The organism is Flavobacterium aerium (genome assembly GCF_030766725.1).
Taxonomy (GTDB): domain Bacteria; phylum Bacteroidota; class Bacteroidia; order Flavobacteriales; family Flavobacteriaceae; genus Flavobacterium; species Flavobacterium aerium.
The window spans coordinates 54,017-79,734 of record NZ_JARQWR010000011.1; the positions used below are offsets into that span (position 1 = coordinate 54,017).

Consider the following 25,718-nt stretch of genomic DNA (forward strand, 5'->3'; position numbering starts at 1 on the left):
TTCTTTATGGCATAAAGATATGGGGCGTGCTGCCTCTATTTTGGGGCTTATAAAGTATAATTTGTCAAACAAAAAAGCCTGTAAAATTATATTTTACAGGCTTTTGATTTTTTGTGACCCCGGAGGGGTTCGAACCCCCAACCCTCAGAGCCGAAATCTGATATTCTATCCAGTTGAACTACGAGGTCAAAAATCCAGAATTTCAGAAAAACAAAATCGTGTTGATTTTATTTTCCATTGATTTTCTGGTAGTTTTATTTAGGTTAATAATTTCTTTACAATGTTTGAAATTGTTTTTCCATCTGCTTTTCCTGCTAATACCGCAGAAACTAATCCCATTACTTTACCCATGTCTTTCATTCCTTCTGCATTGGTATCTGCAATTGTTTTTGCAACTATTGTTTCTACTTCTGCTTCTGATAATTGTGCTGGTAAGAATTGTTCTATTACAGCTGCTTGTGCTACTTCTGGCTCAGCAAGATCTGGTCTTCCTTGTTCAATGTAGATAGCTGCACTGTCTTTTCTTTGTTTTACAAGACGTTGTAATAGTTTTATTTCGTCTTCTTTTGAGATTTCTTCTCTTGCTCCTGTTTCAGTTTGTGCAAGTAGTATAGCGGATTTAATGGCTCTTAATGATTCTAGACTAACAGTGTCTTTGGCTTTCATGGCTGTTTTCATTGCATCCATGATTTGACTTTGTAAACTCATACTAAATGATTTTATTTATTTGCGAAGATAAAAAAATAAACCCGAAAATCTCAATGAAATTTTCGGGTTGTAATGGATTGATTCAATACTTCCTAGTCTACATTGTCATGTAGGTATGAATTGTTTGAACGCAATTGCAAATCGTCATTACTATCAGTTCCTAATGACATACGTGATTTACTCGCGTCGTTTTGTCTGCTTGTAATATCTATTCCCATTCTTTTGTATGCAGGTTCTTTTTCGAACTCGTCTACTTTTGAAGCGTTGTTATGGAATTTATAATTGAATTCTTTCATCTTTCTTCTACGTTCATCTGCACGCATTCTCAAGGTGTCTTCGATAGTCATTTCTAATGGTGAAATTTCTTCAAAGTGGTCTTGTGATGGTTGTGGTAATTCAACTTTTTTCATCGTTAAATTCAGCTCTTCATTTACTGGTTCTTCCACAATTTTTGCAGCTGGTTTTGAGAATGATAATTCATTTTCAATTTCCATATATTCTTCTAGAGAATATTTAATGATTCCTGTTTCATTTAATTCCGTCATTGGAACTACTTGTACAGGCTCATTAACTTTTATTTGTTTTGTTTCCTGTGTTAATTCGAAAACTGCTCTTTCTTCTTGATATACTGGCTCTTGTTTTCTGATTGGTAAATCAAAAGAGAACGTAATTTGTTCTTCTTCTTGCACAGCGTATAGAGGTTGTACTACTTCAATTTCTCTTACTTCCGGTGTAGTGATCAAAAAATCTTGCTCAGCTACTGGAGGAGATGGAGATACAATTTCGAAGGTTACATCTAAATTTTTAATGAATTCAGACGTAGGTACTAAGTCAATATCAAAACGAGGTTGTTGCGGTTGTGGTATTGCTACTTCTTCTGCTTCCTCTAAATCAAAAACGATTTTTGCTTCTGGCTGTGGTTCTTCAACTGGTGTTGCAAAATCAAAAGCTGGCAATACGTTTTTCTTTGATAAATCGTGCACAATTTTTTGCTCATCTTCTAAAGAGTGGATGATTTTTTTTGGCTCAGTATTTACAATTTCGTTTTGTTGCTCGATGTTAAATCCCGTTGCAATAATAGTTACCGCAATAGCTTCACCTAATGTTTCATCTTCACCAACTCCCATAATGATATTAGCATTATGGCCTGCTTCATTCTGGATATGATCATTGATTTCTCCGATTTCATCAATCGTAATTTCATTCGTTCCAGAAACGATAAGCAACAATACGTTTTTAGCACCTGAAATTTTATTATCATTCAATAACGGAGAATCTAATGCGCTAACAATAGCTTCTTTTGCTCTGTTTTCGCCTGTTGAAACTGCTGAACCCATGATAGCCGTTCCACTGTTTGACAAAACAGTTTTTGCATCTTTTAAATCTATATTTTGTGTATAGTGATGCGTAATTACTTCTGCAATACCTCTTGAAGCTGTAGCTAAAACTTCATCCGCTTTAGAGAATCCTGCTTTGAAACCAAGATTTCCGTATACTTCTCTTAATTTGTTATTGTTGATAACAATTAAAGAATCTACTTGTTTTCTTAGTCTTTCTACTCCTAATAACGCTTGCTCCGAACGTACCTTTCCTTCAAACTGGAATGGAATTGTTACGATACCAACCGTTAATATTTCTCTTTCTTTGGCTAATTGAGCAATTACCGGCGCAGCACCAGTACCTGTTCCTCCACCCATACCAGCAGTGATGAAAATCATCTTGGTATTAGTGTCTAACATTTTCTCTATTTCCTCAATACTTTCCAAAGCTGATTGCTGACCCACTTCTGGGTTTGCTCCTGCTCCTAATCCTTCCGTCAGGCTTACACCCAACTGGATTTTATTAGGCACAGCACTGCTTTGAAGTGCTTGAGAGTCTGTATTACAAACAATAAAGTCTACTCCTTTAATACCTTGTTTAAACATGTGATTTATGGCATTGCTTCCGCCGCCACCTACACCAATAACTTTTATCACATTGGATTGATTCTTTGGTAAATCAAATGCGATACTTCCAAATTCTGAGTTGCTTATCATAACTATGGGTTTTATTCTGCGTTATCTAAAAAATCTTTAATCTTATCTATATACTTGTCAAAAAAGGATTTGCGAACTTTCTTTTCAGTCGATTCGTGTTCTTCTTTTTTCACTTCAACTTGCACAATTTCTTGTTCAAGTACGGGGGCGGGGCTTTCGTATGGTTTTTGATACGCTACTTTTTCTTGTTCTATTTCTTTAATAGGCACCGCACTTCTAGAATTATTTCTAATACTATTCATTACTAATCCAACTGCTGTTGCATACATTGGGCTTGAGATTTCATCTCCCGAATTACCGGCTAAATGCTCATTTGGATATCCAATTCTGGTATCCATTCCTGTAATGTATTCTACAAGTTGCTTAATGTGTTTTAATTGTGCTCCTCCTCCTGTTAAAACAATTCCAGCAATCAATTTTTTGCGTGGGTCTTCATGACCGTACGCTTTAATCTCAGAAAAAACCTGCTCGATAATTTCCACTACTCTTGCGTGAATAATTTTCGATAGATTCTTTAATGAAATCTCTTTTGGCTCTCTACCTCTTAATCCAGGAATAGAAACAATTTCGTTGTCTTTATTTTCTCCTGGCCAAGCTGATCCGAATTTCACCTTTAATAATTCAGCTTGTTTCTCAATAATAGAGCATCCTTCTTTAATGTCTTCTGTAATTACATTTCCTCCAAATGGGATTACCGCAGTATGTCTGATTATACCATCTTTAAAAATAGCCAAATCTGTCGTACCACCTCCAATATCGATTAATGCAACTCCTGCCTCTTTCTCTTCCTGACTCAATACAGCGTCAGCAGATGCCAAAGGTTCTAAAGTCAATCCTGATAAATCAAGTCCTGAACTTTTAATACATCTTCCCACATTTCTAATCGAAGAAGCTTGTCCTACTACAACATGAAAATTTGACTCTAATCGTCCACCATACATCCCGATAGGTTCGTTGATTTCTGACTGTCCGTCAATTTTAAATTCCTGTGGTAAAACATGAATAATTTCTTCTCCTGGCAACATGGCTAATTTGTGAACTTGATTGATTAATAAATCAATATCATTATCACCTATTACCTCTTCTGGATTACTTCTACTGATGTAATCACTGTGTTGAATACTTCTGATGTGTTGACCAGCAATACCGACAACAACATCTTTGATTTTATATCCTGAGTTATTTTCTGCTTCTTGTATAGCTTGTTGTATGGACTGAATTGTCTGAGTAATATTATTTACTACACCTCTAGCCACACCTAAACTTTTAGATTTACCTATGCCTAAGATTTCTAACTTTCCGTACTCATTTTTCTTGCCTATCATCGCAACAATTTTTGTTGTTCCAATGTCTAGTCCTACTGCAATGCTTTCTTTTTCCATAATCTAATTTTTGGTACACACTACTTGTTGCGTAAACTTCAAATTCACTTTCTTGTAATTATTAATCGAACTGTCCTGAACGGCTTTCTGAAAAAAGGCCTTATAGTTGTCGAATTTTCGTTCGATATTAACCGTTTTCCCAAAATCAATTTCGTAATTATAATTTCTATTCATCATTTTTACGCCACCATTCGGCAAAACTTGTATGCCAATGATGTTTTTTTGTAAAAATTCATCTTCATAAATAAACTTAAATAACTTGTTCAACCCTACATTATTCTTCTCATTAATTTCACCAGAAACTAGCGGAACTCTTGCTGTATAATATTCCGAAAGCGGCATTCTACCTCCCTCATAATCAACATAAAAAGAGTCTCCTCCTTCAAAAACCCTTGCTACTGGGGTCTTTTGTTTCACTACGGCTTTTAGCGCTCCATCTATACCGATGAAGACTTCCGCATGCTGAATCATATCCTGACTTTCGAGAGTATGCTCTAATTTATTCAAATCTAATTTATCTTTAGCAATACTTAACGGGCTATCAGAATTTTGTATTAACAATTTATTAACCGCTTCACGCGTCACAAAAAGGTTGTCTCCATCTAGAAATTCCACCACTGGCGGAAGTACTTTTCTTTGTTCATTTCTTCGAGAAGTAAATGAATATAAGAAAATCACTAGTGCAAACATCACTATCAATTTTACGTTAATCCAATTGAATCTTTTCATCTAAAGCTTCTTTTATGGGTTTCACTAATTCGCCTATATCTCCTGCTCCAATTGTCACAATTACTTTTGCTCCACTGGAAAGAATATTGGCAACCAAATCGTCTTTTGTGACTAATTTTTTATTCTTATTCTCAATTTTATCTAACAACCATTGTGAGGTTACTCCTTCAATAGGTAATTCTCTCGCTGGGTAAATATCCAATAACAATACGGATCCAAATGCTGATAAGCTTTTTGCAAAATCATCAATAAAATCTCTTGTTCTACTGAATAAGTGTGGTTGAAAAATCGCCAACACTTTTTCATTTGGATACAATTCTGAAACGGCTTGATGCACTGCATTTATTTCCGTTGGATGGTGTGCATAATCATCAATATAAACTAAATCTTCTGTTTTTATTTGGTATGAAAATCTTCTTTTCACTCCTCTAAAAGACCATAAAGCATTGATGATTGATTCATTGGCCACTCCGTATGTTTTTGCCATTGCAAAAGCCAACATTGCATTCGTCAGATTGTGTTTTCCTGGCAAATTGAATCGTACATTTTCTATTGTTTCTGATGGGGTCACAATATCAAAAACATAGGCTGAATTTTCAATTCGAACATTCACAGCTTTAAACGATGCTTCTTCGCTTACCGCTACAGTAACTCCTTCTAGTGGCAAGTGATTTGTAATAAACAAATTTTTCTTATCCTCAATCTTATCTGCAAATTCTACAAATGATGCTTCTATTGTAGCGCGATCGCCATAGATATCCAAGTGATCTGCATCCATAGAAGTGATACAAGCAATATTGGGATGTAAGTGTAAGAATGAACGATCAAACTCATCGGCTTCCACCACAGTTACTGTTTTTCCATCTCCAATGAGGTTCGAATTGTAATTTTCTACAATTCCTCCCATAAAGGCAGTTACATCCACACCACTTTCATACAATATATGCCCTAGAATACTAGAGGTTGTTGTTTTTCCGTGGGTTCCTGCTACTGCAAAGCAGAACGTATCTTTTGTAATTATTCCTAAAACTTCTGCTCTCTTTTTTATTTCAAAATCTCTTTCAATAAAGTAGTTCCATTCTGCATGGGCTTTTGGAACAGCAGGTGTAATAATTACTAATGTATTTTCAATATAAAAATCAGCAGGAATCAAATCTATGTTATCCTCGTAATGTATTGTTATTCCTGATTCCGTCAATTCTCTAGTAAGGGTTGTTGGCGTTTTATCGTATCCCGCAACCTGTTTCCCCATATTTTTAAAATAGCGGGCTAGGGCGCTCATTCCGATGCCTCCGATACCAATGAAATAGACGTTATGTATCTGATTTAAATTCATTCTTATTTTATCAATTTTACGATCTCATCAACAATATCACTTGTTGCATTTACCTTTGCTAATTTTCTTAAATTCTCACTCATCGACTTCTGCATTTCTTGACTTGCTAGCAGATTTGAAAAAAGGGTATTGAATTGTGTATCCAACTCTACTTCTCTAATCATTAATGCTGCTTGTTCATTCACAATAGCCTGAGCATTTTTTGTTTGATGATCTTCTGCTACATTTGGTGAAGGAATAAATATGACTGGTTTCCCTACAATACTTAATTCCGAAACTGATGATGCTCCTGCTCTTGATATAACGATATCTGCTGCAGCATATACTAAATCCATTCGATCAATAAACGACACTACCTGAACATCTGGCTTCTCTCCGTATGTTTTATATTCTTCAAAATAAAACTTCCCACATTGCCAAATAACCTGTACTTCTTTTGCGGTGAAATTAAACAGCTCTTTTGCAATTAGCTGGTTTATTCTTCTCGCTCCCAAACTTCCTCCTAGCACTAATAATGTTTTCTTAGTAGGATCTAGTTTGAAATATTCAATAGCTTCTTTTCTTTTGGTATCTATATCCAACAAATCTTGTCGAACTGGATTTCCTGTAAGAACCATTTTGTTCTTTGGAAAAAAGCGCTCTAAATTATCGTAGGCTACACAAATTTTATTGGCCTTTTTGCTCAATAATTTATTTGTTATTCCCGGATATGAATTTTGTTCTTGTATCACTGTTGGAATTCCAAAACTGGAGGCTACTTTTAATAACGGTCCACTGGCAAATCCTCCTGTTCCAATAACCACGTCGGGTTTGAACTCTCTCACAATTTTTGTCGACTTCCATAAACTATCCATTAATTTCACTGGGAATAATGAGTTGTCTAATGTTAGTCTTCTTTGCAATCCCGCAATCCATAATCCTTTAATTGGATATCCAGCTTGTGGTACTTTTTGCATTTCCATTTTATCTTTCGCTCCCACGAAGAGGATTTCCGATTTCGGAAATCGCAATTTTAATTCATTGGCAATTGCAATTGCAGGATATATGTGTCCTCCTGTTCCGCCTCCGCTTAATATGAATTTTAAATTATCCTTCATGTGCTATAACTTTTCCTTTTACTGCATTCATCGGGTTCTCTTCTTCCTCTTCAATTTCTTCTTGTGAACGATCCGACAAATCTTCTATATTGTACTGTTCTGCTTTTAATTTTTGTTCTGCGATTTCTGCTGCAATCTCTTCTTCTTTACGGGTTACACTTAGGATAATCCCCAAGCCAACGCAGGTCATCCAAATCGAACTTCCCCCACTACTAATCAGTGGTAATGTTTGTCCCGTAACGGGTAATAACTCGACAGCAACGGCCATATTGATTAGTGCCTGAAACACAATTGGAAATCCTAGTCCTATGACTAATAGTTTCCCAAACAGTGTTGGTGATTTATGTGCTGCTACTAAAAATCGGATGAAGAGCATCATATATAAAATCAATATTCCTACTCCTCCTATCAATCCATATTCTTCTACAATGATTGCAAAAATAAAATCGGATGAGGATTGTGGTAAGAAATTTTTCTGTACACTTTTCCCTGGTCCTAATCCGTATATTCCTCCAGAAGCAATTGCAATTTTTGCTTTTTCAATCTGGTAATCGTCTTCTCCTGGTTTATTGCTTGTAAAGTTTTCTACACGACTAATCCACGTATCTACACGATTAGGGAATGCGTTTGGAAATGCTTTTGCAACGAGTACAAAAAATGCCAAACTTAATATTCCTGCTCCAATGACTATTCCTAAATATTTCAATGGATATTTCCCCACAAATACTAGCATTACAACCATAGCAAAAATCAACGCTGCCGTAGAAAAGTTGGCAGGAAGAATAAGCATTATGATAATAAAAACGGGAATCCAAAGTTCAATTACAGAAGATTTAAACGTGATTTCTTTCTCGTTAATCTTAGACAAATACCGCGCCACATATACAAGTAAAACAATAAATGCTACTGTGGACGTTTGAAATGTTATTCCTGTAAAGGGCACCTGAATCCATCGACTGGCATTTGCTCCTCCAATTGTTTTTCCTTGCACAATTGTGTAGAGCAATAGAATTGCAACTACAGGCATGGCAATGATTGAAATGGCTTTAAAATAGTGGTACGGGATTTTATGTATCATATAGATAATAAAGAAACCAATAGCCACATGTGAGAAATGTCTCAACAGGAAACTAATTGTATTCCCTGTACCGTTTCCACTGTATGCAAGGTTACTACTAGCGCTGTAAACAGGCATAAAAGATATCAAAGCTAATAAAGCCACGAACGACCATATTACTCTGTCTCCCTTAAGATTGTTTAACATTTCTTTCATTTTCACTTCGTATTACTATTATAAATTTTGTACTGCTTGTTTGAATTGTCTTCCTCTATCTTCATAGCTTTCAAACAAATCAAAACTTGCGCAACATGGGGATAACAAAACTGTATCTCCTTTTTCTGATAATCTTTGTGCAATTTTCACTGCATCTACCATCGTATTTGCTTCTACCATTACATCTACAACATTTGCAAAAGCATCGATAATTTTTTTATTATCTACTCCTAAACAAACGATTGCTTTTACTTTTTCTCTAACCAAAGCCATTAATTCTGTATAGTCATTTCCTTTATCAACACCTCCTACAATCCATACTGTAGGTGTATTCATACTGTCTAATGCATAGAATGTAGCATTGACATTGGTAGCTTTGGAATCGTTAATGTATTGTACATTTTGAATTTTCAACACTTTTTCTAATCGGTGCTCGACTGCTTGAAAATCGGAAAGACTTTCTCTAATCGTTGACTTTCTGATACGCATTAATTGGGCAACTGTTGTTGCAGCCATTGCGTTTTTCACGTTGTGTTTTCCTTCTAAAGCTAGGTGGTCTATTGGCATAACAAATTCTTCGTTATTGATGTTGGTTATAATATTATTTTCTTTTATATAAGCTCCTTTTTCTAATGTCTTTGTCAATGAAAAAGGGATTAATTGTGCTTTCACAGTGTGATTCTCAAGCCAGTGCACTATCGCAATATCGTCTGCATCATAAATCAGATAATCTTCTTCTGTTTGATTCATCGTAATCCTGAACTTCGAATCGATATACTGACTGTAATCATAATTATATCGATCTAAATGGTCTGGACTTAAATTCGTAATTACAGCGATATGGGGTTTATATTCCACAATCCCATCCAACTGGAAACTACTTAATTCTAAAACATAGGAATCATAAACATTATCGGCTACTTGCCATGCAAAACTCTTTCCTACATTTCCAGCTAATCCAACATTTAATCCTCCTGTTTTCAGCAAATGATGGGTTAACAGTGTTGTTGTTGTTTTCCCATTGCTTCCTGTTATTCCTACCGTTATCGCTTTTGTAAATTTGTATGCAAATTCAATTTCCGATAGTACGGGTATTTTTGCTTCAAATAGTTTTTTTACTATTGGAGATTTCTCTGGAATCCCTGGGCTTTTCATCACTACATCGGCATTTAAAATCAGCCTTTCAGTATGTGTTTCTTCTTCCCAAACAATATCATTAATAGCAAGAACTTCTTTATAGTGATTCTTTATTTTTCCGAAATCGGATACAAATACTTCGTATCCTAATTTCTTCCCTAGAATTGCGGTACCTACACCGCTTTCACCTCCGCCTAATATTACTAATCTCATACTATCGAAGTTTTAAGGTCACGATTGAAAAAATAGCTAACAGTATTCCTACAATCCAAAAACGTGTTACGATTTTACTCTCATGATATCCTTTCTTCTGATAGTGATGATGTAATGGTGACATCAAAAATATTCTTCGCCCTTCTCCGTATCTCTTTTTTGTATATTTAAAATAGCTTACTTGTAATACCACTGATAAATTTTCTGCTAAGAAAATTCCACATAATACTGGTATCAACATTTCTTTTCGTACCGCAATGGCTAATACTGCAATTACACCTCCAATAGTCAAACTTCCTGTATCTCCCATGAAGACTGTCGCTGGATAAGTGTTATACCATAGAAATCCAATGAGCGCTCCCACAAATGCCGAAATGAATACGGTCATTTCTCCCGAATTGGGGATGTACATTATATTGAGGTAATTCGAGAATATAATATTCCCTGATACGAATGTAAATATCCCGAGTGCTATTACGGATATGGCTGATGTTCCTGCTGCCAGTCCATCGATACCGTCTGTAAGATTGGCTCCATTTGATACTGCTGTAATAATGAATATTACAATTGGTATGAAAATTAACCATGCATAGTCTCTATAGTTATCTCCAGTCCATGCTAATAATTCGGCATAGTCAAATTCATTATTTTTAAAGAACGGAATTGTTGTTGCTGTTGACTTCTCTTCTAATACTGCCGAAGAGATTGTGTTCTCTGTTGGTGCTTTGAAAATATCTACCTTAGAGGTATCTTGTCTTACTGTTACTCCAGGATGGAAATACAGTACAAAGCCTACAATCAGACCTAAACCTACTTGTCCTATTACTTTAAATACTCCTTTTAATCCTTCTTTGTCTTTTTTGAAAATTTTGATATAGTCATCAATAAAACCAATTGTCCCCATCCAAAGGGTGGTAACAATCAATAGCATAATATAAATATTATGCAGTTTGGCTAATAATATAACGGGTACCAACGTAGAGATGATGATGATCAATCCTCCCATAGTAGGTGTTCCAGCTTTTTCTTTTTGTCCTTCCAGACCTAACTCACGAACAGTTTCTCCAATTTGTTGTCTTCTCAGAAAATTGATAATTCTTTTTCCAAATACAGTAGAGATCAGTAAAGAAAGTATAATAGCCAATCCCGACCTGAATGTAATGTACTGGAAAACACCAGTCCCTGGTATATCTAATGTTTTGTCGAAGTATTCGAATAAATAATATAGCATAGGTCTCTATTTATCTAATTGGTCTAAAATTTCTTTTACTATTTTCATATCATCAAAATCATGACGTACACCATGAATCTCTTGATAGGTCTCATGTCCCTTGCCTGCAATTAGAATAATATCATTACCCTGTGCTAATTGGCAAGCTGTTTTTATGGCTTGTTTTCTATCGGTGATAGAAACCGTTTTCTTATAATTCTGAGGCTCTACTCCTTGTTCCATTTCACGAATTATCGTTTCTGGATCTTCTGTTCTTGGATTATCTGATGTCAATATCACTTTATCACTTAACGTCGATGCTATGTTTGCCATAATCGGACGTTTTGTTTTATCACGGTCTCCACCACAACCCACAACGGTAATCAATTGTTCGTTTTTTGTACGAATGTCATTGATGGTTTTTAATACATTTTCTAACGCGTCTGGTGTATGTGCATAATCTACAATTGCCGTAATTTTCAACTCTTTTGAGATTATAAACTGGAATCTTCCTGATACACTTTCCAACTCACTTAAAAGTCTTAAAACTTCCAATTTATCTAATCCTAATTGTACTGATACACCGTATATAGCTAACAAATTATAAGCATTGAACACCCCAATTAATCGTACCCACAACTCTTGGTCGTTGATTTTTAAAAGCAGTCCACTTAATTGGTTCTCCAATATATTGGCTTTATAGTCTGCGTATGTTTTTAAGGCATACGTTAGTTTTTGTGCTTTTGTATTTTGCAACATTACCGTACCATTTTTATCATCTATATTAGATAATGCAAAAGCTGTTTTTGGCAAATTGTCAAAGAACGATTTTTTCACTTCTCTGTACTCTGCAAACGTTGGGTGATAATCTAAATGATCGTGTGAAAGATTTGTAAATACTCCCCCTGCAAACAATAATGCTTCTGTTCTCTTTTGATGAATTCCATGTGAACTCACTTCCATAAAACAATATTCTACTCCTTCATCATTCATTGCTTTTAAATATTTATTTATCGTCAATGAATCTGGTGTTGTATGTGTCGCTTTGTATTCTGTTTCGTCTACCAGTATTTTTACCGTAGATAATAATCCTACTTTATAGCCTGCTTTTTTAAATAATTGATATAATAATGAGGCAACGGTTGTTTTACCATTTGTCCCAGTGATACCCACCAATTTTAAATTGTGCGATGGATTTCCGTAGAAATTTGCCGCAATAAAAGCAAGAGCACTATTGGCATCTAATACTTGCACATAGGTTACTCCTTCTACAATTTGTTCTGGAAACGTTTCACAAATAATTGCTTTCGCTCCTAAACTGATTGCTTTTTCTATATAATCGTGACCATCGGATATTGTTCCTCTTATGGCTACAAAAACGTCATTTGATTCCACTTTTCTTGAATCAAACTCAATGTTATTAATTGTTATATCGGTCGTTCCTTTTACGGCTTCGATAGCAACTTTATATAATATGTCTTTTAGAATAATCACGATAATTCTAATATTATGGTTTTGTTTTTATCTAATGGTTCTCCTGGATTCAAGGATTGTCTTTTTACTTTCCCTACTCCGTTTACTTTTACTTTTATTCCTAAATTTCCTAATAACGCTACAGCATCCATACCGGACATTCCTTGTACATTTGGAATTAAATTCCCTTTTTGCTGCGCTTGGACATAATAGTCTTCAAAGTTTTTTTCCTGAATTGGAATTTTTTTATTCAATTTCTCAATCTCATTGGTCGATGGAGAATCTGTAAATATTTTTTGAGCAATTCTTTTAAAAACTGGCCCTGATACATCGGCTCCGTAATATCCATTTTTTGGATTATGCACAATTACAATACAAGAATACTTTGGTTGATCTGCTGGAAAATAACCCACAAAAGATGATGCGTAATACATCCCGTGTTCTTTCGTTTTTCCTTTACCATAGTTTACTTGTGCTGTTCCTGTTTTCCCAGCCATTGAAAAGTCTTTTGAATACAGTTTCTTACCGGTTCCTTTTTTCACTACGTTCTCTAAAATTTTTTGCACTTGCAAAACTGTTTCTTGTGAACATACTTTTGGGTTGATAATTTCTGTATCAAATTTTTTAATGGTTTTGTTCCATTCTTTTATTTCTTTCACGAATAATGGTTTTACCATTACTCCATCATTTGCAATTGCATTATAAAAAGTAAGTGTTTGTAATGGTGTGATTGAAACTCCGTATCCATGTGCTAACCATGGCAATGTAATTCCCGACCATCCTTTTTTACCCGGTTGTGGAATAAAAGGTTTTCCTTCTCCAATAAATGGTAATCCTAATTTTTTATTTAAACCGTAACTATTCAAATGATCAATCAATAGTTTTGGATTATTCTTATAGCTATCGTTTATTGCTTGAGCAATCACAGTATTGGATGATAATTCAAATCCTCTTGCCAAGCTTACTTTTCCGTATCCTCCTCTTTTAGAATCTCTAACTCTCCTATTATAGTAGGCTACTTCTCCTCCATGTGTATCGTACACTTTACTAGTATCTACTAATCGATCTTCTAATAAGGCAACTAATCCCATTAATTTGAAAGTAGAACCTGGCTCATGCGATTCTGCTATTGCATAGTTTATCGTCTCATAATAGGATCCATCTGAAGCTCTTCCTAAATTTGAAATCGCTTTCACCTCACCTGTCTTGGTTTCCATTACCACTACACATCCGTGTTCTGCTTCATGGATTTCTAATTGTTTCAATAAGGCATGGTGTGCAATATCCTGAATGTAAACATCGATCGTAGAAATAATATCATAACCATCTTGTGGCTCAATCTCATTATTATCATTAATCGGTTTCCATTGACTTTTAGCAATTTTTTGTTTAAGTACTTTTCCGTCTTTACCATTTAGGTAATCACGAAATGCGCCTTCAATACCTACAGGTGCAGCAAATGTTCCATCATCATTTTTACGGTCATACCCAATTGTTCTTTCTGCAATCTTCCCAATAGGATGTTCACGAATCGTTTTTTGCTCTGTAATAATCCCTCCTTTATAAGCTCCTAAATTGAATAATGGAAAGCTTTTGATTCGGATGTATTCGGTATAACTCAAATCACGAGCAACTAAATAGTATCTATTTTTATGAGCGCGGGCTTTTCCTAATTCTGATTGATAAAATCCACTTGATTTTCCAAACATTACCGACAATGAATCCGATAATGCTTTTACATTTTTATCAAAATCTTCTTTCTTAGGTGCAACTGCATCAAATCGTATCTTATAATTAGGTATAGATGTAGCCAACAAACTTCCGTCTGCCGAATACACATTTCCTTTGTTTGCTGGAATTACAAAATTTCTAACGGTACGATCTTTGGCTAGCTTTCTATAGTAATCACCTTCCACCCACTGTATATTAGTAAGTTTCACAATGATTCCTATCGCCATAATTATAATAGCGAAAGCAACCAGATAGACTCTGTAGTTAATATTTTTATCCTCTACTGCCATAATTTTTCCAAACGAGTTTTCTCTTTTTTCACCTTAATTTTCGTTGGTGGAACTGAAGAAGGAAAAATTCCTTTTTCTTCCATTTGAGTAGATATCGTAGACTCCATTTTAAGTTTCATTAATGCAGAGCGATTATCTACAAATTCAGATCTTAATTCTTTTGTCTCGTTAGTCAATTCACTTATTCTAAATATCTTTTGTTCAAAGCGGTGTGTATTTGCAATCATAATAATAGCTAGTGAAATCAAAAAAACAATGAAACGCCAGTTTTTGAACGCATCATCATCGATTAGAAATTTTGCTTTTAATATGCCATAAATACCATCTTTCATCTCCTTATATCTTTTCCGCTATTCTCAATTTTGCACTTCGTGCTCTATTATTTATCTTAATCTCATTATTATCTGGAACAATTAGTTTTCCTATCGTTTTAAATGGCACGGAGAAATTACCATAGAAATCACGCTCTGGCTCTCCTTCAAACATTCCATTCTTTATATAGCGCTTCACTAATCGATCTTCTAATGAATGATAGGATATCACACTTAATCTTCCTCCTGGATATAACACTTCTAATGACTGCTCTAAAAACTCTTTCAAAACATCCATTTCTTGATTTACTTCAATACGGATTGCTTGATAAATCTGTGCTAATATCTTGTGGCTTTTATGTGCTGGTAAAAATCGACTTAAGACAAGTTTTAACTGTTCTGTATTCTTAATTGGATTTCCACTTCTTGCCGCTACAATCACACTTGCAATTGCTGGTGCATTTTTTAGTTCTCCATAATCATAAAAAACTCTTTTCAAGTCTGCTTCATCGTATTCATTTACCACCGTAAATGCATTTAAGCTGTTTTTTTGACTCATTCTCATATCCAATCCAGCGTCGAAACGAGTTGAAAACCCTCTTTCTGCTACATCAAATTGATGAGATGAAACACCTAAATCACCCAAAATACCATCTACTTGTTTCACTCCATTGAATCTCAAGAAGCGTTTTATATATCTGAAATTCTCATTAATCAATACAAATCGATCATCTGGTAATGCATTTGCTAATGCATCTTCATCCTGATCAAAAGCAAACAATTTCCCATCAGGACCCAATCGGCTTAAAATTTCTTTTGAATGTCCACCACCACCGAAAGTCACATCTACATACACTCCATCCGGTTTAATATTTAAACCGTCTACTGATTCTTTCAGCAAAACTGGATTATGATATTCCATTGTCGTCATCATTTAAATTTCCCATTACATCTTCCGCTAAATCAGCAAAATCAACCACCGCATCGTCAATTGATTTTTCATATAAATCTTTATCCCAAATCTCCACAATATTCACCGCTGAAGACAGAACTAAGTCTTTCGAGATACTTGCAAAAACCACCAAATCTTTTGGAACTAGTAATCTTCCTGTCGCATCAATCTCTACCACTTTTACTCCTGCCGTAAATCTTCGGATGAAATCATTGTTTTTCTTCACAAAACGATTCAACTTATTGATTTTCTGCATCATCAAATTCCACTCTGCCATTGGATACAACTCCAAACAAGGTTGAAACACAGAACGCTTTAGAACGAAACCATCTTCCAATGATGCCGTCAATTGCTTCTTCAAAGGAGCAGGTAGCATTAACCTTCCTTTAGAATCGACCTTACATTCATATGTTCCTACAATGGCATTCAAGCAGTTACGTTTTTGATTGATTTACAGCAAATATAAAGAATATTTTACCACAATTTACCACAAAACCCCACTTTGTTGATAAGTTTTACCACTGCCATAAAAAAAACTTAATCACAAGCTCATCAATACTTTATAAATCATTAATGAATATTTAGGATTACTTTAATTCGTTAAAGGATTCTTCAAAATATATACAGAAATTAACTTTTTTTCTAACATATTTAAAATATAAAGCAAATGCTGACTTTAAAAGCCAAACTGAAAGCAAATTCATAATGAGTTGTTTATAAAACCATTATGACAAAATATTTTTGGCAGAAAATTCAACCTGAGTTGATTTACAATTAATTAATATTGATTTTCTTAAAAAAAAAAAGCAACCCCCCATTTTAATCTATAAAATCATATATTTGTGGGAATTTGAAACTGTATATTCATACATGGCGCATTACTTGAAAAAAGAGGGTAAATATCAATATTTTGAAGCTGGAGAAGGCACACCAATTATCATCTTACACGGATTGATGGGCGGATTGAGCAATTTTGATGGTGTAGCAGATTTTTTTCCTGAAAAAGGGTACAAAGTGGTCATCCCCGAATTACCACTTTATACACAGAACATATTAAAAACAAACGTTAAGAGTTTTTCTAAGTACGTAAAGGATTTCGTTAATTTTAAAGGATACGAGAAAGTTATTTTATTAGGTAATTCTTTAGGAGGACATATTGCACTTTATCATGCAAAAATGTATCCTGAAAAAGTGGCTGGTTTAGTAATTACTGGTAGTTCTGGATTATACGAGAGTGCTATGGGTGAAAGTTATCCTAAAAGAGGTGATTACGAATACATCAAAAAGAAAGCTGAAGATGTATTTTATGATCCTGCTGTAGCGACTAAAGAAATCGTTGACGATGTATTCAACACTGTTAACGATCGAATTAAATTAATTAAAACCTTAACTATTGCCAAAAGTGCTATTCGTCACAATATGGCAAAAGATTTACCTAAAATGCATACACCTACTTGTATCATTTGGGGTAAAAATGATAAAGTAACACCACCAGAGGTTGCTGTAGAATTCAATGAATTATTACCGAACTCTGACTTATACTGGATTGACAAATGTGGTCATGCGGCCATGATGGAACATCCAGACGAATTTAACGCTTTGCTCCTAGAATGGTTGCAAATGAGAAATCTTTAAAAACAATACGTTCATTTTTAAAATGATTGTATTGCTTTTCTAACGATCAATGCTATGAAAATTAATACTGCTGAATTTATAATTAGTAACTCTGAAGTAAGTAAATGTCCAAAAGACTTCTTACCAGAATATGCTTTTATTGGCCGATCCAATGTAGGGAAGTCCTCATTGATTAACATGCTTACTAATCACAAGAATTTAGCGAAAACTTCTGGAAGACCTGGAAAAACGCAATTAATCAATCACTTCAAAATCAACAATAACTGGTTTCTTGTCGATTTACCTGGGTATGGTTACGCAAAGGTTTCTAAGAAAACTAAATCTATATTCCAACAATTCATTACGGACTATTTTGAAAAAAGAGAACAATTAGTTTGTGCTTTTGTTTTGATCGACATCCGTCATGAGGCTCAGAAAATCGATCTTGAATTTTTAAATTACTTAGGCGAAAGCGAAATTCCATTTTGTATCATCTTCACCAAAGCAGATAAAATCAGTAAGGTGAAAATTGATTCTCATATTGCTGCTTATAAAAAACAGATGTATGCTAACAATTGGGCAGAGATGCCTCAATATTTTGTAACTTCATCTACAGAAGGAACTGGAAAAGAAATTGTATTGGATTATATCGAAGAAGTGAATGCCGAAGTTTTTAAAAACGGAGGCGGGTTTCAAATCTAAATCAAAAACATCCTTTTTAAATGAATAAGAAGTCATTACTACCTATATAGTAATGACTTTTCTCTTTTACATTACTTTCCACCTCATTTCTTATAGTTTATTAGTAAACAGATTCTTACAATAAGAAAAAAATCGTTATATTTGAGTTGTTTAAACAACTATTACCATGCAAACTTATCTAACGGATCAGGATCTTTATCATTTACTAATCAACAGGACAACGACTGCAATGAATCGTAAGTTGCAGCATAACTTAAATCAGAATCATTTTAAGTTAACCAAAGAACAATGGTCTATACTTGCTGTATTATGGAAAAAAGATGGTTGTTCACAACAATATCTTGCTGATGAGACTTATCGTGACAAACCCAGTATTACACGTTTACTAGACAACATGGAAAAAGAACAACTAATTGTTCGAATTCCAGATTATACCGATCGCAGAACTAATCTTATCTATCTGACTACTAAAAGTAAAAAGATGGAAGCAGAAGTAAAAGAAACAGTCTGTAAAACAATAGACCAAGCCTTACAAAATATAGAGCCTGAAAATGTATTAATCATGAAAGATACATTAGAACGAATATTTGAAAACCTACATTAATCCCCAACATTGACAATGACATGAGAAAACAACTTTTATCTTTGATTTTAATTATTTCTCTTGGTACAGAATCTTTTGCTCAAGTAGAAATAACCCCCTCTTTGCATGATGCTATCCAAAAAGCTATCGAGAAGAGCTACACCCTGAAGAATAAAAAATTGGACATTGACAAAATCAATTTACAAAAGAAAGGGGTTTGGAACACCTACATTCCCCGGATTGAAGCGAGTGCTTCATATGTTTATTTCGATAATGAAATAACAGTAGATGTCCCCACCACTACTATTCCGTTCCTGAATCTTCAGTTGTTTGATGGAAAACGGACTTTTGAAAGTAATGGAAATCTGTTCAACGCTAGTATTCTTGCAAAATCTGTTCTTTTTAGTGGTCTACAAATTCCAAACGCTGCTAAAGCTTTAGAACAAAAAATAATTGGTTCGAATTATTTAATGGAAGCCAATAAAGATGATATCATCAAAGAGGTCATTACTACTTTTGATCAATTGTCATTACTCGATCAGGTAGAAAAATTAATTCTCGATAGCGAAAAAAGACTTGACGTAGAATCCCTTCGAATTAACAAAGCTATTGAACAAGGGCTTGCTGTTCCTTATGATCGGGATAAAATAAAATTAGCTTCCTTAGAATTACAATCAAAAAAAATTGAACTCCACGGAAAAAGACAATTGGTTTATAAAAAAATCACTTATCTAACGGGATATACCAAAGAACAAACCACACAAGTTCAAGCTCCATTAGAACCTTATACTATACTCAATCCCGAGACACTCACTACTGAACAAAAATCGGAATTAAAAGCATTAGAAGCTTTTGGTAAGGCATATGAATACTTATTAAAGAAGGAGAAAGGTTCCTATCTCCCAAAAGTAGCAGCATTTGGTGGATATACGTATACTAGTCTTTTTAATTCTACGATTACAACACCGCAGCTTCCTATTATAAATTCGCCAACCCGATTATCTTTAAACGAGGCTACTATAGCACCAAATTGGATATTGGGTGTAGGACTGAAATGGGAAATTTTCAGTGGGTTTGAAAGAGAACATAAAACAACTGAAGCCAAAATAAATATTGAGTCCAATGCCAATCAACTGAGCGATGCTCGAGAAAAATTAGAATTACTGCTTGAGAAAAACAAAGTTGATTATTATACTTTGAATCAAAAAATTGAAGTAGGGCAGCAACAGAAAAAAGTTACCGAGAACAATTTGACTTTGGCTGTAAAACAGTATAAAGAGGGATTGATTAATATCTCTGAAAGATTGGAAGCAGAAAATGATAATTACAAAGCTGCTCTAAACTACATCAGTAATCTTATTGAACAAAGACAGGCTGCTATCGAAACCATTCAAACTACTGGACAACTTGCTAACTACGCTATAAAAAATTAATATCATGAAAAACAATATACTCTTCCTTTTCGTTTTACTAACAATGATTGGTTGTAAAACTCCAAACGATACTATTATTCAGGGAAAAACTGAACGTGACATGATTAGTGTAGTCAGTAAAGTTCCTGGAAGAATTCATCAAATTAAAGTAAAAGAAGGTTCTTTTGTCAAAAAAGGAGATACACTTGCTATTCTTGATATTCCAGAAGTCGATGCAAAAGTATTGCAGGCAAAGGGCGCAGTAACCTCAGCGAAAGCCCAATATAACATGGCTGTAAAAGGAGCAACTAATGAACAATTGATCCAGTTACAAGCTAAGCATGATGCTTTAAGAGAACAATTTCTATTTGCAGAAAAATCGGTAAACAGATTGCGCAACATGCTTAAGGATTCTTTAATTTCACAACAGACATATGATGAGACTTTTGCCAAGTATCAAGGAGCCAAATCTCAATATACCGCTGTACAAGCTGAATTAAGCGAAGCAAAAAGAGGTGCTCGTCCAGAACAACAAACAATGGCTCTAGGGCAACAAAATAGAGCTTTGGGTGCGTTACAAGAAGCTGAAACTGCTGATAAGGAACGTTATATTATTGCTCCTCAGGATATGACTATTGAAAACATTACTTTAAAAATTGGGGAACTTGCTTTGCCAGGCTATACCTTATTTAACGGTTATTTACTGGACTCTACTTATTTTCGTTTCACCTTCCCTGAGAGTAAATTAAACAAAATAAAAACGGATCAAAAAGTAACCGTGAAAGTCTTATATAAGGATGTAACTATAGAAGGCACTGTAAGCTCTATTAAGCAATTAAGCGCCTATGCTAATATTGCTACTGCTTATCCTGATTACGAATACCAAGAAGCTTTGTATGAAGTAAAAATCAATCCAACTGATCTTAAAAAGGTCGCAGATGTGTACACTAAGACAACCGTAACTTTATCGCTGTAAGTATGAAAAATTTTATCTTTTTAATGAAAAGGGAATTTTCGTTCTTTTGGAGCAATAAGATTTTACGATTGCTATTCATTGGAGCTCCCATTATGTATGGTATTCTTTTAGGTTACGTTTATGAAAAAGGAAAAGTAACGGATCTTTCTATTATCGTGGTCGATGAGGATCATTCTAATATGAGTAACAAAGCCATCCAGATGTTTGATGACAATGAGGTCATCAATGTTTCACAAATCAAGTATGATCCCTTAAAGGTAACAGATGCTACTATTGAAGATGGGGCTGCTTGTGTCGTTATGATTCCTAAAAATTTTGAAGCGGATATTCTGCTCAAAAAGTACCCTGAAGTAACCATTTTTGTCAATACTTCTAATATCTTAACGGCTAATTATGCCTCAAGTGCCATACAGCTTTGTTTAGGTACATTACGGGCAGGAATTGAAATCGAAACTTTAAAAAAGCAAGGTGTCCCAGAAAGTATTGCTGCCACACAGTATGAGCCTTTTCGTATGAGCTTTATCAAGAAATACAATCGTAGTACCAACTATATGTATTTCTTATGGCCTGGTGTTCTGGCTACAATTTTACAACAGGTTCTTTTGTTAGCGCTAGCCTTATCGTTTGCTTCAGAATATGAAAACAATACCTTTAAAGATTTGGTTCAAAAAGCACCATCCACCTTTAAACTTATTGCGGTCAAGATTATTCCTTATATGATTATGAGTTTCGGTATCTGGCTTCTGTATGCCCTTTTTGCATGGTGGTTTAGAGTTCCGCTCAATACTCATATGTGGGATCTAACCTTAGTCGCTGGCATATTTGTTCTAGCCGTTAGTTGCATTGGTATTGTAGTAAGTATTTTGATTCCCAATCAACTTAAAGCCACAGAGGTGCTCATGGTAATTGCCACGCCTAGTTTTATCATCAGTGGATTTACTTGGCCTTTGAGCCAGATGCCGGGTTGGATTCAAACAATTGCTGATTGCATTCCACTCACACACTTCTTAAAAATATTCCGCGTATTGGTAGTAGAAGGAGGTTCCCTTTCTCAGGTAAGTGATTCTATATGGGCTATGATAATCATTGGTCTGGTTTGTGGCTTTACTGCTTATATTGCTTTGCATTTTAAAATTAAAAAGACACTCCGAACAATTAAATAAATAAAAAAATCCCTTTCAAGTTTATCTTGAAAGGGATTTTTTTTACTCTATCATTAATTCCATTTGGATATTACAACGTTCATAAGGTGTAACTCGTCCAGCTATTTTTTGAAAGCCTAACTTATGGTATAAGTTTATAGCAGGTTTCAATATGGTATTACTCTCCAAATAAATTTTTGATGCACCTAGTGATTTCGCTTTTTGTACAATTGCTTCTCCTAGCAGGAATCCAATATTTTTCCCTTGCGCTTTAGGTGAAACCGCCATTTTTGCTAATTCATAATCGTATTCATCATCTTCCATTTTTATTAAGGCGCAAACCCCTAATGGCTCACCTTCGTATAGAGCAACTAGAATATGTCCTCCTTTATTTAAAATATATCCTTCTGGATTATCCAATGCATTATAATCTGATTGTTCCATTTTAAAGTAGGCTGAAATCCATTCTACATTTAATTCTCTGAAAACAGTTTTATAGTCTGGGATATACTCTACTATTTGAACTTTATTGCTTTCTCTCACTTTTTTCTGTTCTTGTACTCTACGCAATAGCTTCTTTTGTTCTAATAAAAATTCCCATTCTTCAATGGCTTTCCATAAATCATTTGTCGCTTGTGATGATACTTCATCTACAGCATTACTCAGATCTAAATAGAGGTCTTCAATTGTCAGTGCTATTTGCAATCCTTTCGGAGAAAGTTCTACTACATTCCTACGACCGTCGGATGCATCTTTACTTTCTATAATATAATTTGCTTTCACCATTTCGCGCACAATTTTACTCACCGATGGATGAGAATGTCCTATTTCCTTTGCGATTGCCATAATTGATTTGGCTTCCCCTTTTGAAAGGACATAAAAAACAGGGAACCATTTCGGTTGCATATCGATCCCATACAAACCATATATGTGTAATCCGTCTTCCGTTATTTTATCCGTTAGTAGTCTTAATCTACTCCCCAATGCCATTTTTCCAGTTTGATTAAAAAATTCCATTTTAAATATAGTTACGTAATTAGTTACTCAAATATAAATACTATTATTTATTTCTTTAAATAATTTTTAGTTAATTATTTAATGGCAAAAAAAAGCCTAACAAATTTTATTTTGTTAGGCTTACTATTGTAGTATAAAAGAGTTGAATCTTATTTTTTCAATTCTAATTTTTCTGCAAAATACTCACAGAAATCTTTCATTGTTGCAGACATTTTCTCATCTCCAGTTGCGCGTTCAAAAGTATCGGACATTGCTACTAACGTTTGGTGAAAGAAAACTTTCATTTCATCAACGGGCATATCTTTCGTCCATAAATCAATTCTTAATGATTCCTGAGCTGCGCTATCCCAAATTGAAAGCATCATTGCTTTTGCCTCATCTTTAGTTACTCCACCATCTTGAGCAGTCCAGAATAATTTTTCTGGAACGCGGTTTTCATCTAATTCTACTAGGAATTTTATTTCAGATGTTATCTTTTTTGACATTACTTCTTCGGTTTGTATTTTGACTTTTCAAATATTTCTTTTGCATCTAACTGCAATAATTCTTGCAAAGATACATTATTATTTTTCATATAAGAACGGACAATTTGCCATCCAATCCATGTTCCTACACGACCTGGAGACTGGTTGTCGATATCCAAATAGAATCTTGAAAATGGCGCGGGATTGATGAATCGCATTGCCAATTTTGGATCTGCATCATACAAGATTTTCTCATCTATTATATAGCGCCACATTTCTTCTTGGTTTGCATCACACCAAATTATTTGCTCTGGTGTATAGCCTATTTTATCCGCATCTGAAACTTTCGGCAGCAATACATCTTTTAGGTATAAGGAACGTCCTACATAAATCATTTGCGAAAGCAGACTACGATCTTTTGGTGTGGCAATTTTTCCTCTAGAGAAGTCTGCCACTAAATCGGATGTGATTTGAGATGGTTCAAAGGTTAGCTTTTGATAATCTGGAAATTCATAGAACTTATGGTCTTTCCCTAAGTACATATCTAACGAAATTAATACGATACTATCGGTATAAAAGGCTTTACTCTGATAGTCTACTTCAGAAATTAGTGTTACTACTTTAGGTGTTTTTTCTTCTGGAAAATAATACTGAACGTGTTGAAATAGTGATTTCAATTCTCCTTTTAACGGTTCAATATTTGAGAATTTCTTTTGTACTTCCTGATATAATTCTCTAATTAATGGGTCTTTCATTTTATTAAACCATATCGTATCTTCATTTCCTGCTGGAAAAAAGTATGGGAATTGTTGTTTAATCTTCGGTAAATCTGCTTCATTGGACTCAAAAAATATTTTGTCAAATCGCTCAATTTGAACCGTCACAGGAATAGCTTCAATTTCATTTTCAACTTCTGCTTTTTTATCACATGAAGCGAGTAGCAAAATGAAAGCAAACAATACAAGATAATTCTTCATACAGGATTTTTTTATTTTGTAAACATTAATAGGAAATATTCCTAAATTCAGATTGTTTTTATAATTTTATCGTAATCTATTTATTTTGCAAATATACATTGCTGTTTTTTAAATTATCAAAAATACTATGCCTAAAAAAAGTACGATTCAAACGGAAAAAGTAAATCTTCATATTGTCAACTGGCTTAAGGATTATGCAGTGAATGCAAAAGTCAAAGGTTTTGTAATTGGTATTTCTGGTGGAATTGATTCGGCTGTGACTTCAATTCTTTGTGCACAGACTGGTTTACCTACACTTTGTGTAGAAATGCCTATTCATCAGGCGGAGAGCCAAGTGAGTCGTGGGAAGGAGCATATTCGTTTATTACAAGAAAAGTATAGTCATGTTACAACGGTTGTTGCTGACTTGACGGCTGTTTTTGATACTTTTAAAAATGAGGTCCCTCATTCTACTGATGAAGCGAAACTAAATTTATCTTTGGCTAATACTCGTGCTCGCTTGCGTATGACTACTTTATATTATTTTGCCGGAATTCATAGTCTTTTGGTTGCTGGAACGGGGAATAAAGTAGAGGATTTTGGCGTAGGTTTTTACACCAAATATGGTGATGGTGGTGTCGATTTGAGCCCAATTGCGGACTTAATGAAATCTGATGTTTATGCATTAGCCGAATATTTAGGTGTTCCTACAAGCATTCGTCAAGCTGCTCCTACCGATGGTTTGTTTGGTGATGATCGTTCGGATGAAGATCAATTAGGGGCTAGTTATGATGAGCTAGAATGGGCTATGTTAGCCTATGAGGCAGGGAGTACGGAGGAAAATTTCACTGGTAGAGAAAGAGAAGTTTTTTCTATCTACAAAAGGTTAAATACCATTAATCAACACAAAATGAACCCTATACCGGTCTGTTTAATCCCAAATGAAATGAAGTAAATTCCTTTCATTGATTAAC

The 25,718-nt window shown here is 34.5% G+C and carries 24 protein-coding genes and 1 tRNA gene; 7 read left to right on the forward strand and 18 right to left on the reverse strand.

The genetic code is table 11. The features are described 5' to 3' along the window. Positions 1 to 114: 114 nt before the first annotated feature. The 15 genes from P6733_RS14880 to mraZ form a co-directional block, all read right to left on the reverse strand. Positions 115 to 188: transfer RNA gene (locus P6733_RS14880), tRNA-Arg, on the reverse strand. 70 nt (positions 189 to 258) lie between these two features. After that, positions 259 to 708: a GatB/YqeY domain-containing protein gene (locus P6733_RS14885; RefSeq protein ID WP_306353726.1), complete on the reverse strand. Its 450-nt coding sequence runs from the start codon at positions 706 to 708 to the stop codon at positions 259 to 261. Between the two features lie 92 nt (positions 709 to 800). Next, on the reverse strand, positions 801 to 2,744 hold the full coding sequence (gene ftsZ, locus P6733_RS14890) for a cell division protein FtsZ (RefSeq protein WP_306353727.1): 1,944 nt from the start codon (positions 2,742 to 2,744) through the stop codon (positions 801 to 803). Positions 2,745 to 2,755: 11 nt separating this feature from the next. After that, complete coding sequence (gene ftsA, locus P6733_RS14895) at positions 2,756 to 4,126, reverse strand: cell division protein FtsA (RefSeq protein WP_306353728.1); 1,371 nt, start codon at positions 4,124 to 4,126, stop codon at positions 2,756 to 2,758. A gap of 3 nt (positions 4,127 to 4,129) precedes the next feature. Beyond that, complete coding sequence (locus tag P6733_RS14900) at positions 4,130 to 4,855, reverse strand: cell division protein FtsQ/DivIB (RefSeq protein ID WP_306353729.1); 726 nt, start codon at positions 4,853 to 4,855, stop codon at positions 4,130 to 4,132. Further along, on the reverse strand, positions 4,833 to 6,191 hold the full coding sequence (gene murC / locus P6733_RS14905; RefSeq protein WP_306353730.1) for a UDP-N-acetylmuramate--L-alanine ligase: 1,359 nt from the start codon (positions 6,189 to 6,191) through the stop codon (positions 4,833 to 4,835). The genes P6733_RS14900 and murC overlap by 23 nt, the downstream gene beginning before the upstream one ends. Positions 6,192 to 6,193: 2 nt before the next feature. Further along, entirely contained in the window at positions 6,194 to 7,288 is a 1,095-nt protein-coding gene (murG, locus tag P6733_RS14910; RefSeq protein WP_306353731.1) for an undecaprenyldiphospho-muramoylpentapeptide beta-N-acetylglucosaminyltransferase, read from the reverse strand. Beyond that, complete coding sequence (locus P6733_RS14915) at positions 7,278 to 8,561, reverse strand: FtsW/RodA/SpoVE family cell cycle protein (RefSeq protein WP_306353732.1); 1,284 nt, start codon at positions 8,559 to 8,561, stop codon at positions 7,278 to 7,280. The genes murG and P6733_RS14915 overlap by 11 nt, the downstream gene beginning before the upstream one ends. Before the next feature lie 18 nt (positions 8,562 to 8,579). Beyond that, the gene (murD, locus tag P6733_RS14920) at positions 8,580 to 9,911 is read right to left on the reverse strand and encodes a UDP-N-acetylmuramoyl-L-alanine--D-glutamate ligase (protein ID WP_306353733.1); all 1,332 of its coding nucleotides are present in this window, start codon (positions 9,909 to 9,911) and stop codon (positions 8,580 to 8,582) included. A 1-nt stretch (position 9,912) separates the two neighbouring features. Then, on the reverse strand, positions 9,913 to 11,142 hold the full coding sequence (mraY, locus tag P6733_RS14925) for a phospho-N-acetylmuramoyl-pentapeptide-transferase (RefSeq protein WP_306353734.1): 1,230 nt from the start codon (positions 11,140 to 11,142) through the stop codon (positions 9,913 to 9,915). Positions 11,143 to 11,148: 6 nt separating this feature from the next. Further along, positions 11,149 to 12,615, reverse strand: coding sequence for a UDP-N-acetylmuramoyl-L-alanyl-D-glutamate--2,6-diaminopimelate ligase (locus tag P6733_RS14930; RefSeq protein ID WP_306353735.1), 1,467 nt, complete (start codon positions 12,613 to 12,615; stop codon positions 11,149 to 11,151). Continuing rightward, positions 12,612 to 14,615 carry a penicillin-binding protein gene (locus tag P6733_RS14935; protein ID WP_306353736.1) on the reverse strand — a complete coding sequence of 668 codons (2,004 nt, stop codon included), beginning with the start codon at positions 14,613 to 14,615 and terminating at the stop codon, positions 12,612 to 12,614. The genes P6733_RS14930 and P6733_RS14935 overlap by 4 nt, the downstream gene beginning before the upstream one ends. Next, entirely contained in the window at positions 14,606 to 14,947 is a 342-nt protein-coding gene (locus P6733_RS14940) for an FtsL-like putative cell division protein (protein ID WP_306353737.1), read from the reverse strand. Before P6733_RS14940 ends, P6733_RS14935 begins: the two co-directional genes overlap by 10 nt. 4 nt (positions 14,948 to 14,951) lie before the next feature. After that, the gene (gene rsmH / locus P6733_RS14945) at positions 14,952 to 15,860 is read right to left on the reverse strand and encodes a 16S rRNA (cytosine(1402)-N(4))-methyltransferase RsmH (protein WP_306353738.1); all 909 of its coding nucleotides are present in this window, start codon (positions 15,858 to 15,860) and stop codon (positions 14,952 to 14,954) included. Beyond that, positions 15,835 to 16,308 carry a division/cell wall cluster transcriptional repressor MraZ gene (gene mraZ, locus P6733_RS14950; RefSeq protein ID WP_306353739.1) on the reverse strand — a complete coding sequence of 158 codons (474 nt, stop codon included), beginning with the start codon at positions 16,306 to 16,308 and terminating at the stop codon, positions 15,835 to 15,837. The genes rsmH and mraZ overlap by 26 nt, the downstream gene beginning before the upstream one ends. Positions 16,309 to 16,748: 440 nt before the next feature. On the opposite strand from mraZ, the gene P6733_RS14955 reads away from it, so the two are divergent. The 6 genes from P6733_RS14955 to P6733_RS14980 all read left to right on the forward strand — a co-directional run bounded on the left by P6733_RS14955 (position 16,749) and on the right by P6733_RS14980 (position 22,328). Next, entirely contained in the window at positions 16,749 to 17,513 is a 765-nt protein-coding gene (locus P6733_RS14955; RefSeq protein ID WP_306353816.1) for an alpha/beta fold hydrolase, read from the forward strand. A gap of 54 nt (positions 17,514 to 17,567) precedes the next feature. Then, a complete protein-coding gene (gene yihA / locus P6733_RS14960; protein ID WP_306353740.1) occupies positions 17,568 to 18,194 on the forward strand; it encodes a ribosome biogenesis GTP-binding protein YihA/YsxC in 627 nt (208 codons plus the stop codon). Between the two features lie 166 nt (positions 18,195 to 18,360). Further along, a complete protein-coding gene (locus tag P6733_RS14965; RefSeq protein ID WP_306353741.1) occupies positions 18,361 to 18,798 on the forward strand; it encodes a MarR family winged helix-turn-helix transcriptional regulator in 438 nt (145 codons plus the stop codon). Positions 18,799 to 18,818: 20 nt separating this feature from the next. After that, entirely contained in the window at positions 18,819 to 20,210 is a 1,392-nt protein-coding gene (locus P6733_RS14970) for a TolC family protein (protein ID WP_306353742.1), read from the forward strand. A gap of 4 nt (positions 20,211 to 20,214) precedes the next feature. Then, complete coding sequence (locus P6733_RS14975) at positions 20,215 to 21,165, forward strand: HlyD family secretion protein (RefSeq protein ID WP_306353743.1); 951 nt, start codon at positions 20,215 to 20,217, stop codon at positions 21,163 to 21,165. A gap of 2 nt (positions 21,166 to 21,167) precedes the next feature. Further along, positions 21,168 to 22,328, forward strand: coding sequence for an ABC transporter permease (locus tag P6733_RS14980; RefSeq protein ID WP_306353744.1), 1,161 nt, complete (start codon positions 21,168 to 21,170; stop codon positions 22,326 to 22,328). 42 nt (positions 22,329 to 22,370) lie between these two features. Here the strand turns inward: P6733_RS14980 and P6733_RS14985 are convergent, their stop codons facing one another. The 3 genes from P6733_RS14985 to gldB form a co-directional block, all read right to left on the reverse strand. Then, positions 22,371 to 23,324, reverse strand: coding sequence for a bifunctional helix-turn-helix transcriptional regulator/GNAT family N-acetyltransferase (locus P6733_RS14985; protein WP_306353745.1), 954 nt, complete (start codon positions 23,322 to 23,324; stop codon positions 22,371 to 22,373). A gap of 149 nt (positions 23,325 to 23,473) precedes the next feature. Continuing rightward, entirely contained in the window at positions 23,474 to 23,809 is a 336-nt protein-coding gene (gldC, locus tag P6733_RS14990; RefSeq protein WP_306353746.1) for a gliding motility protein GldC, read from the reverse strand. Continuing rightward, the gene (gene gldB / locus P6733_RS14995; protein ID WP_306353747.1) at positions 23,809 to 24,765 is read right to left on the reverse strand and encodes a gliding motility lipoprotein GldB; all 957 of its coding nucleotides are present in this window, start codon (positions 24,763 to 24,765) and stop codon (positions 23,809 to 23,811) included. Before gldB ends, gldC begins: the two co-directional genes overlap by 1 nt. Before the next feature lie 127 nt (positions 24,766 to 24,892). On the opposite strand from gldB, the gene nadE reads away from it, so the two are divergent. Next, on the forward strand, positions 24,893 to 25,699 hold the full coding sequence (gene nadE, locus P6733_RS15000) for an NAD(+) synthase (protein ID WP_306353748.1): 807 nt from the start codon (positions 24,893 to 24,895) through the stop codon (positions 25,697 to 25,699). Positions 25,700 to 25,718 lie beyond the last annotated feature (19 nt).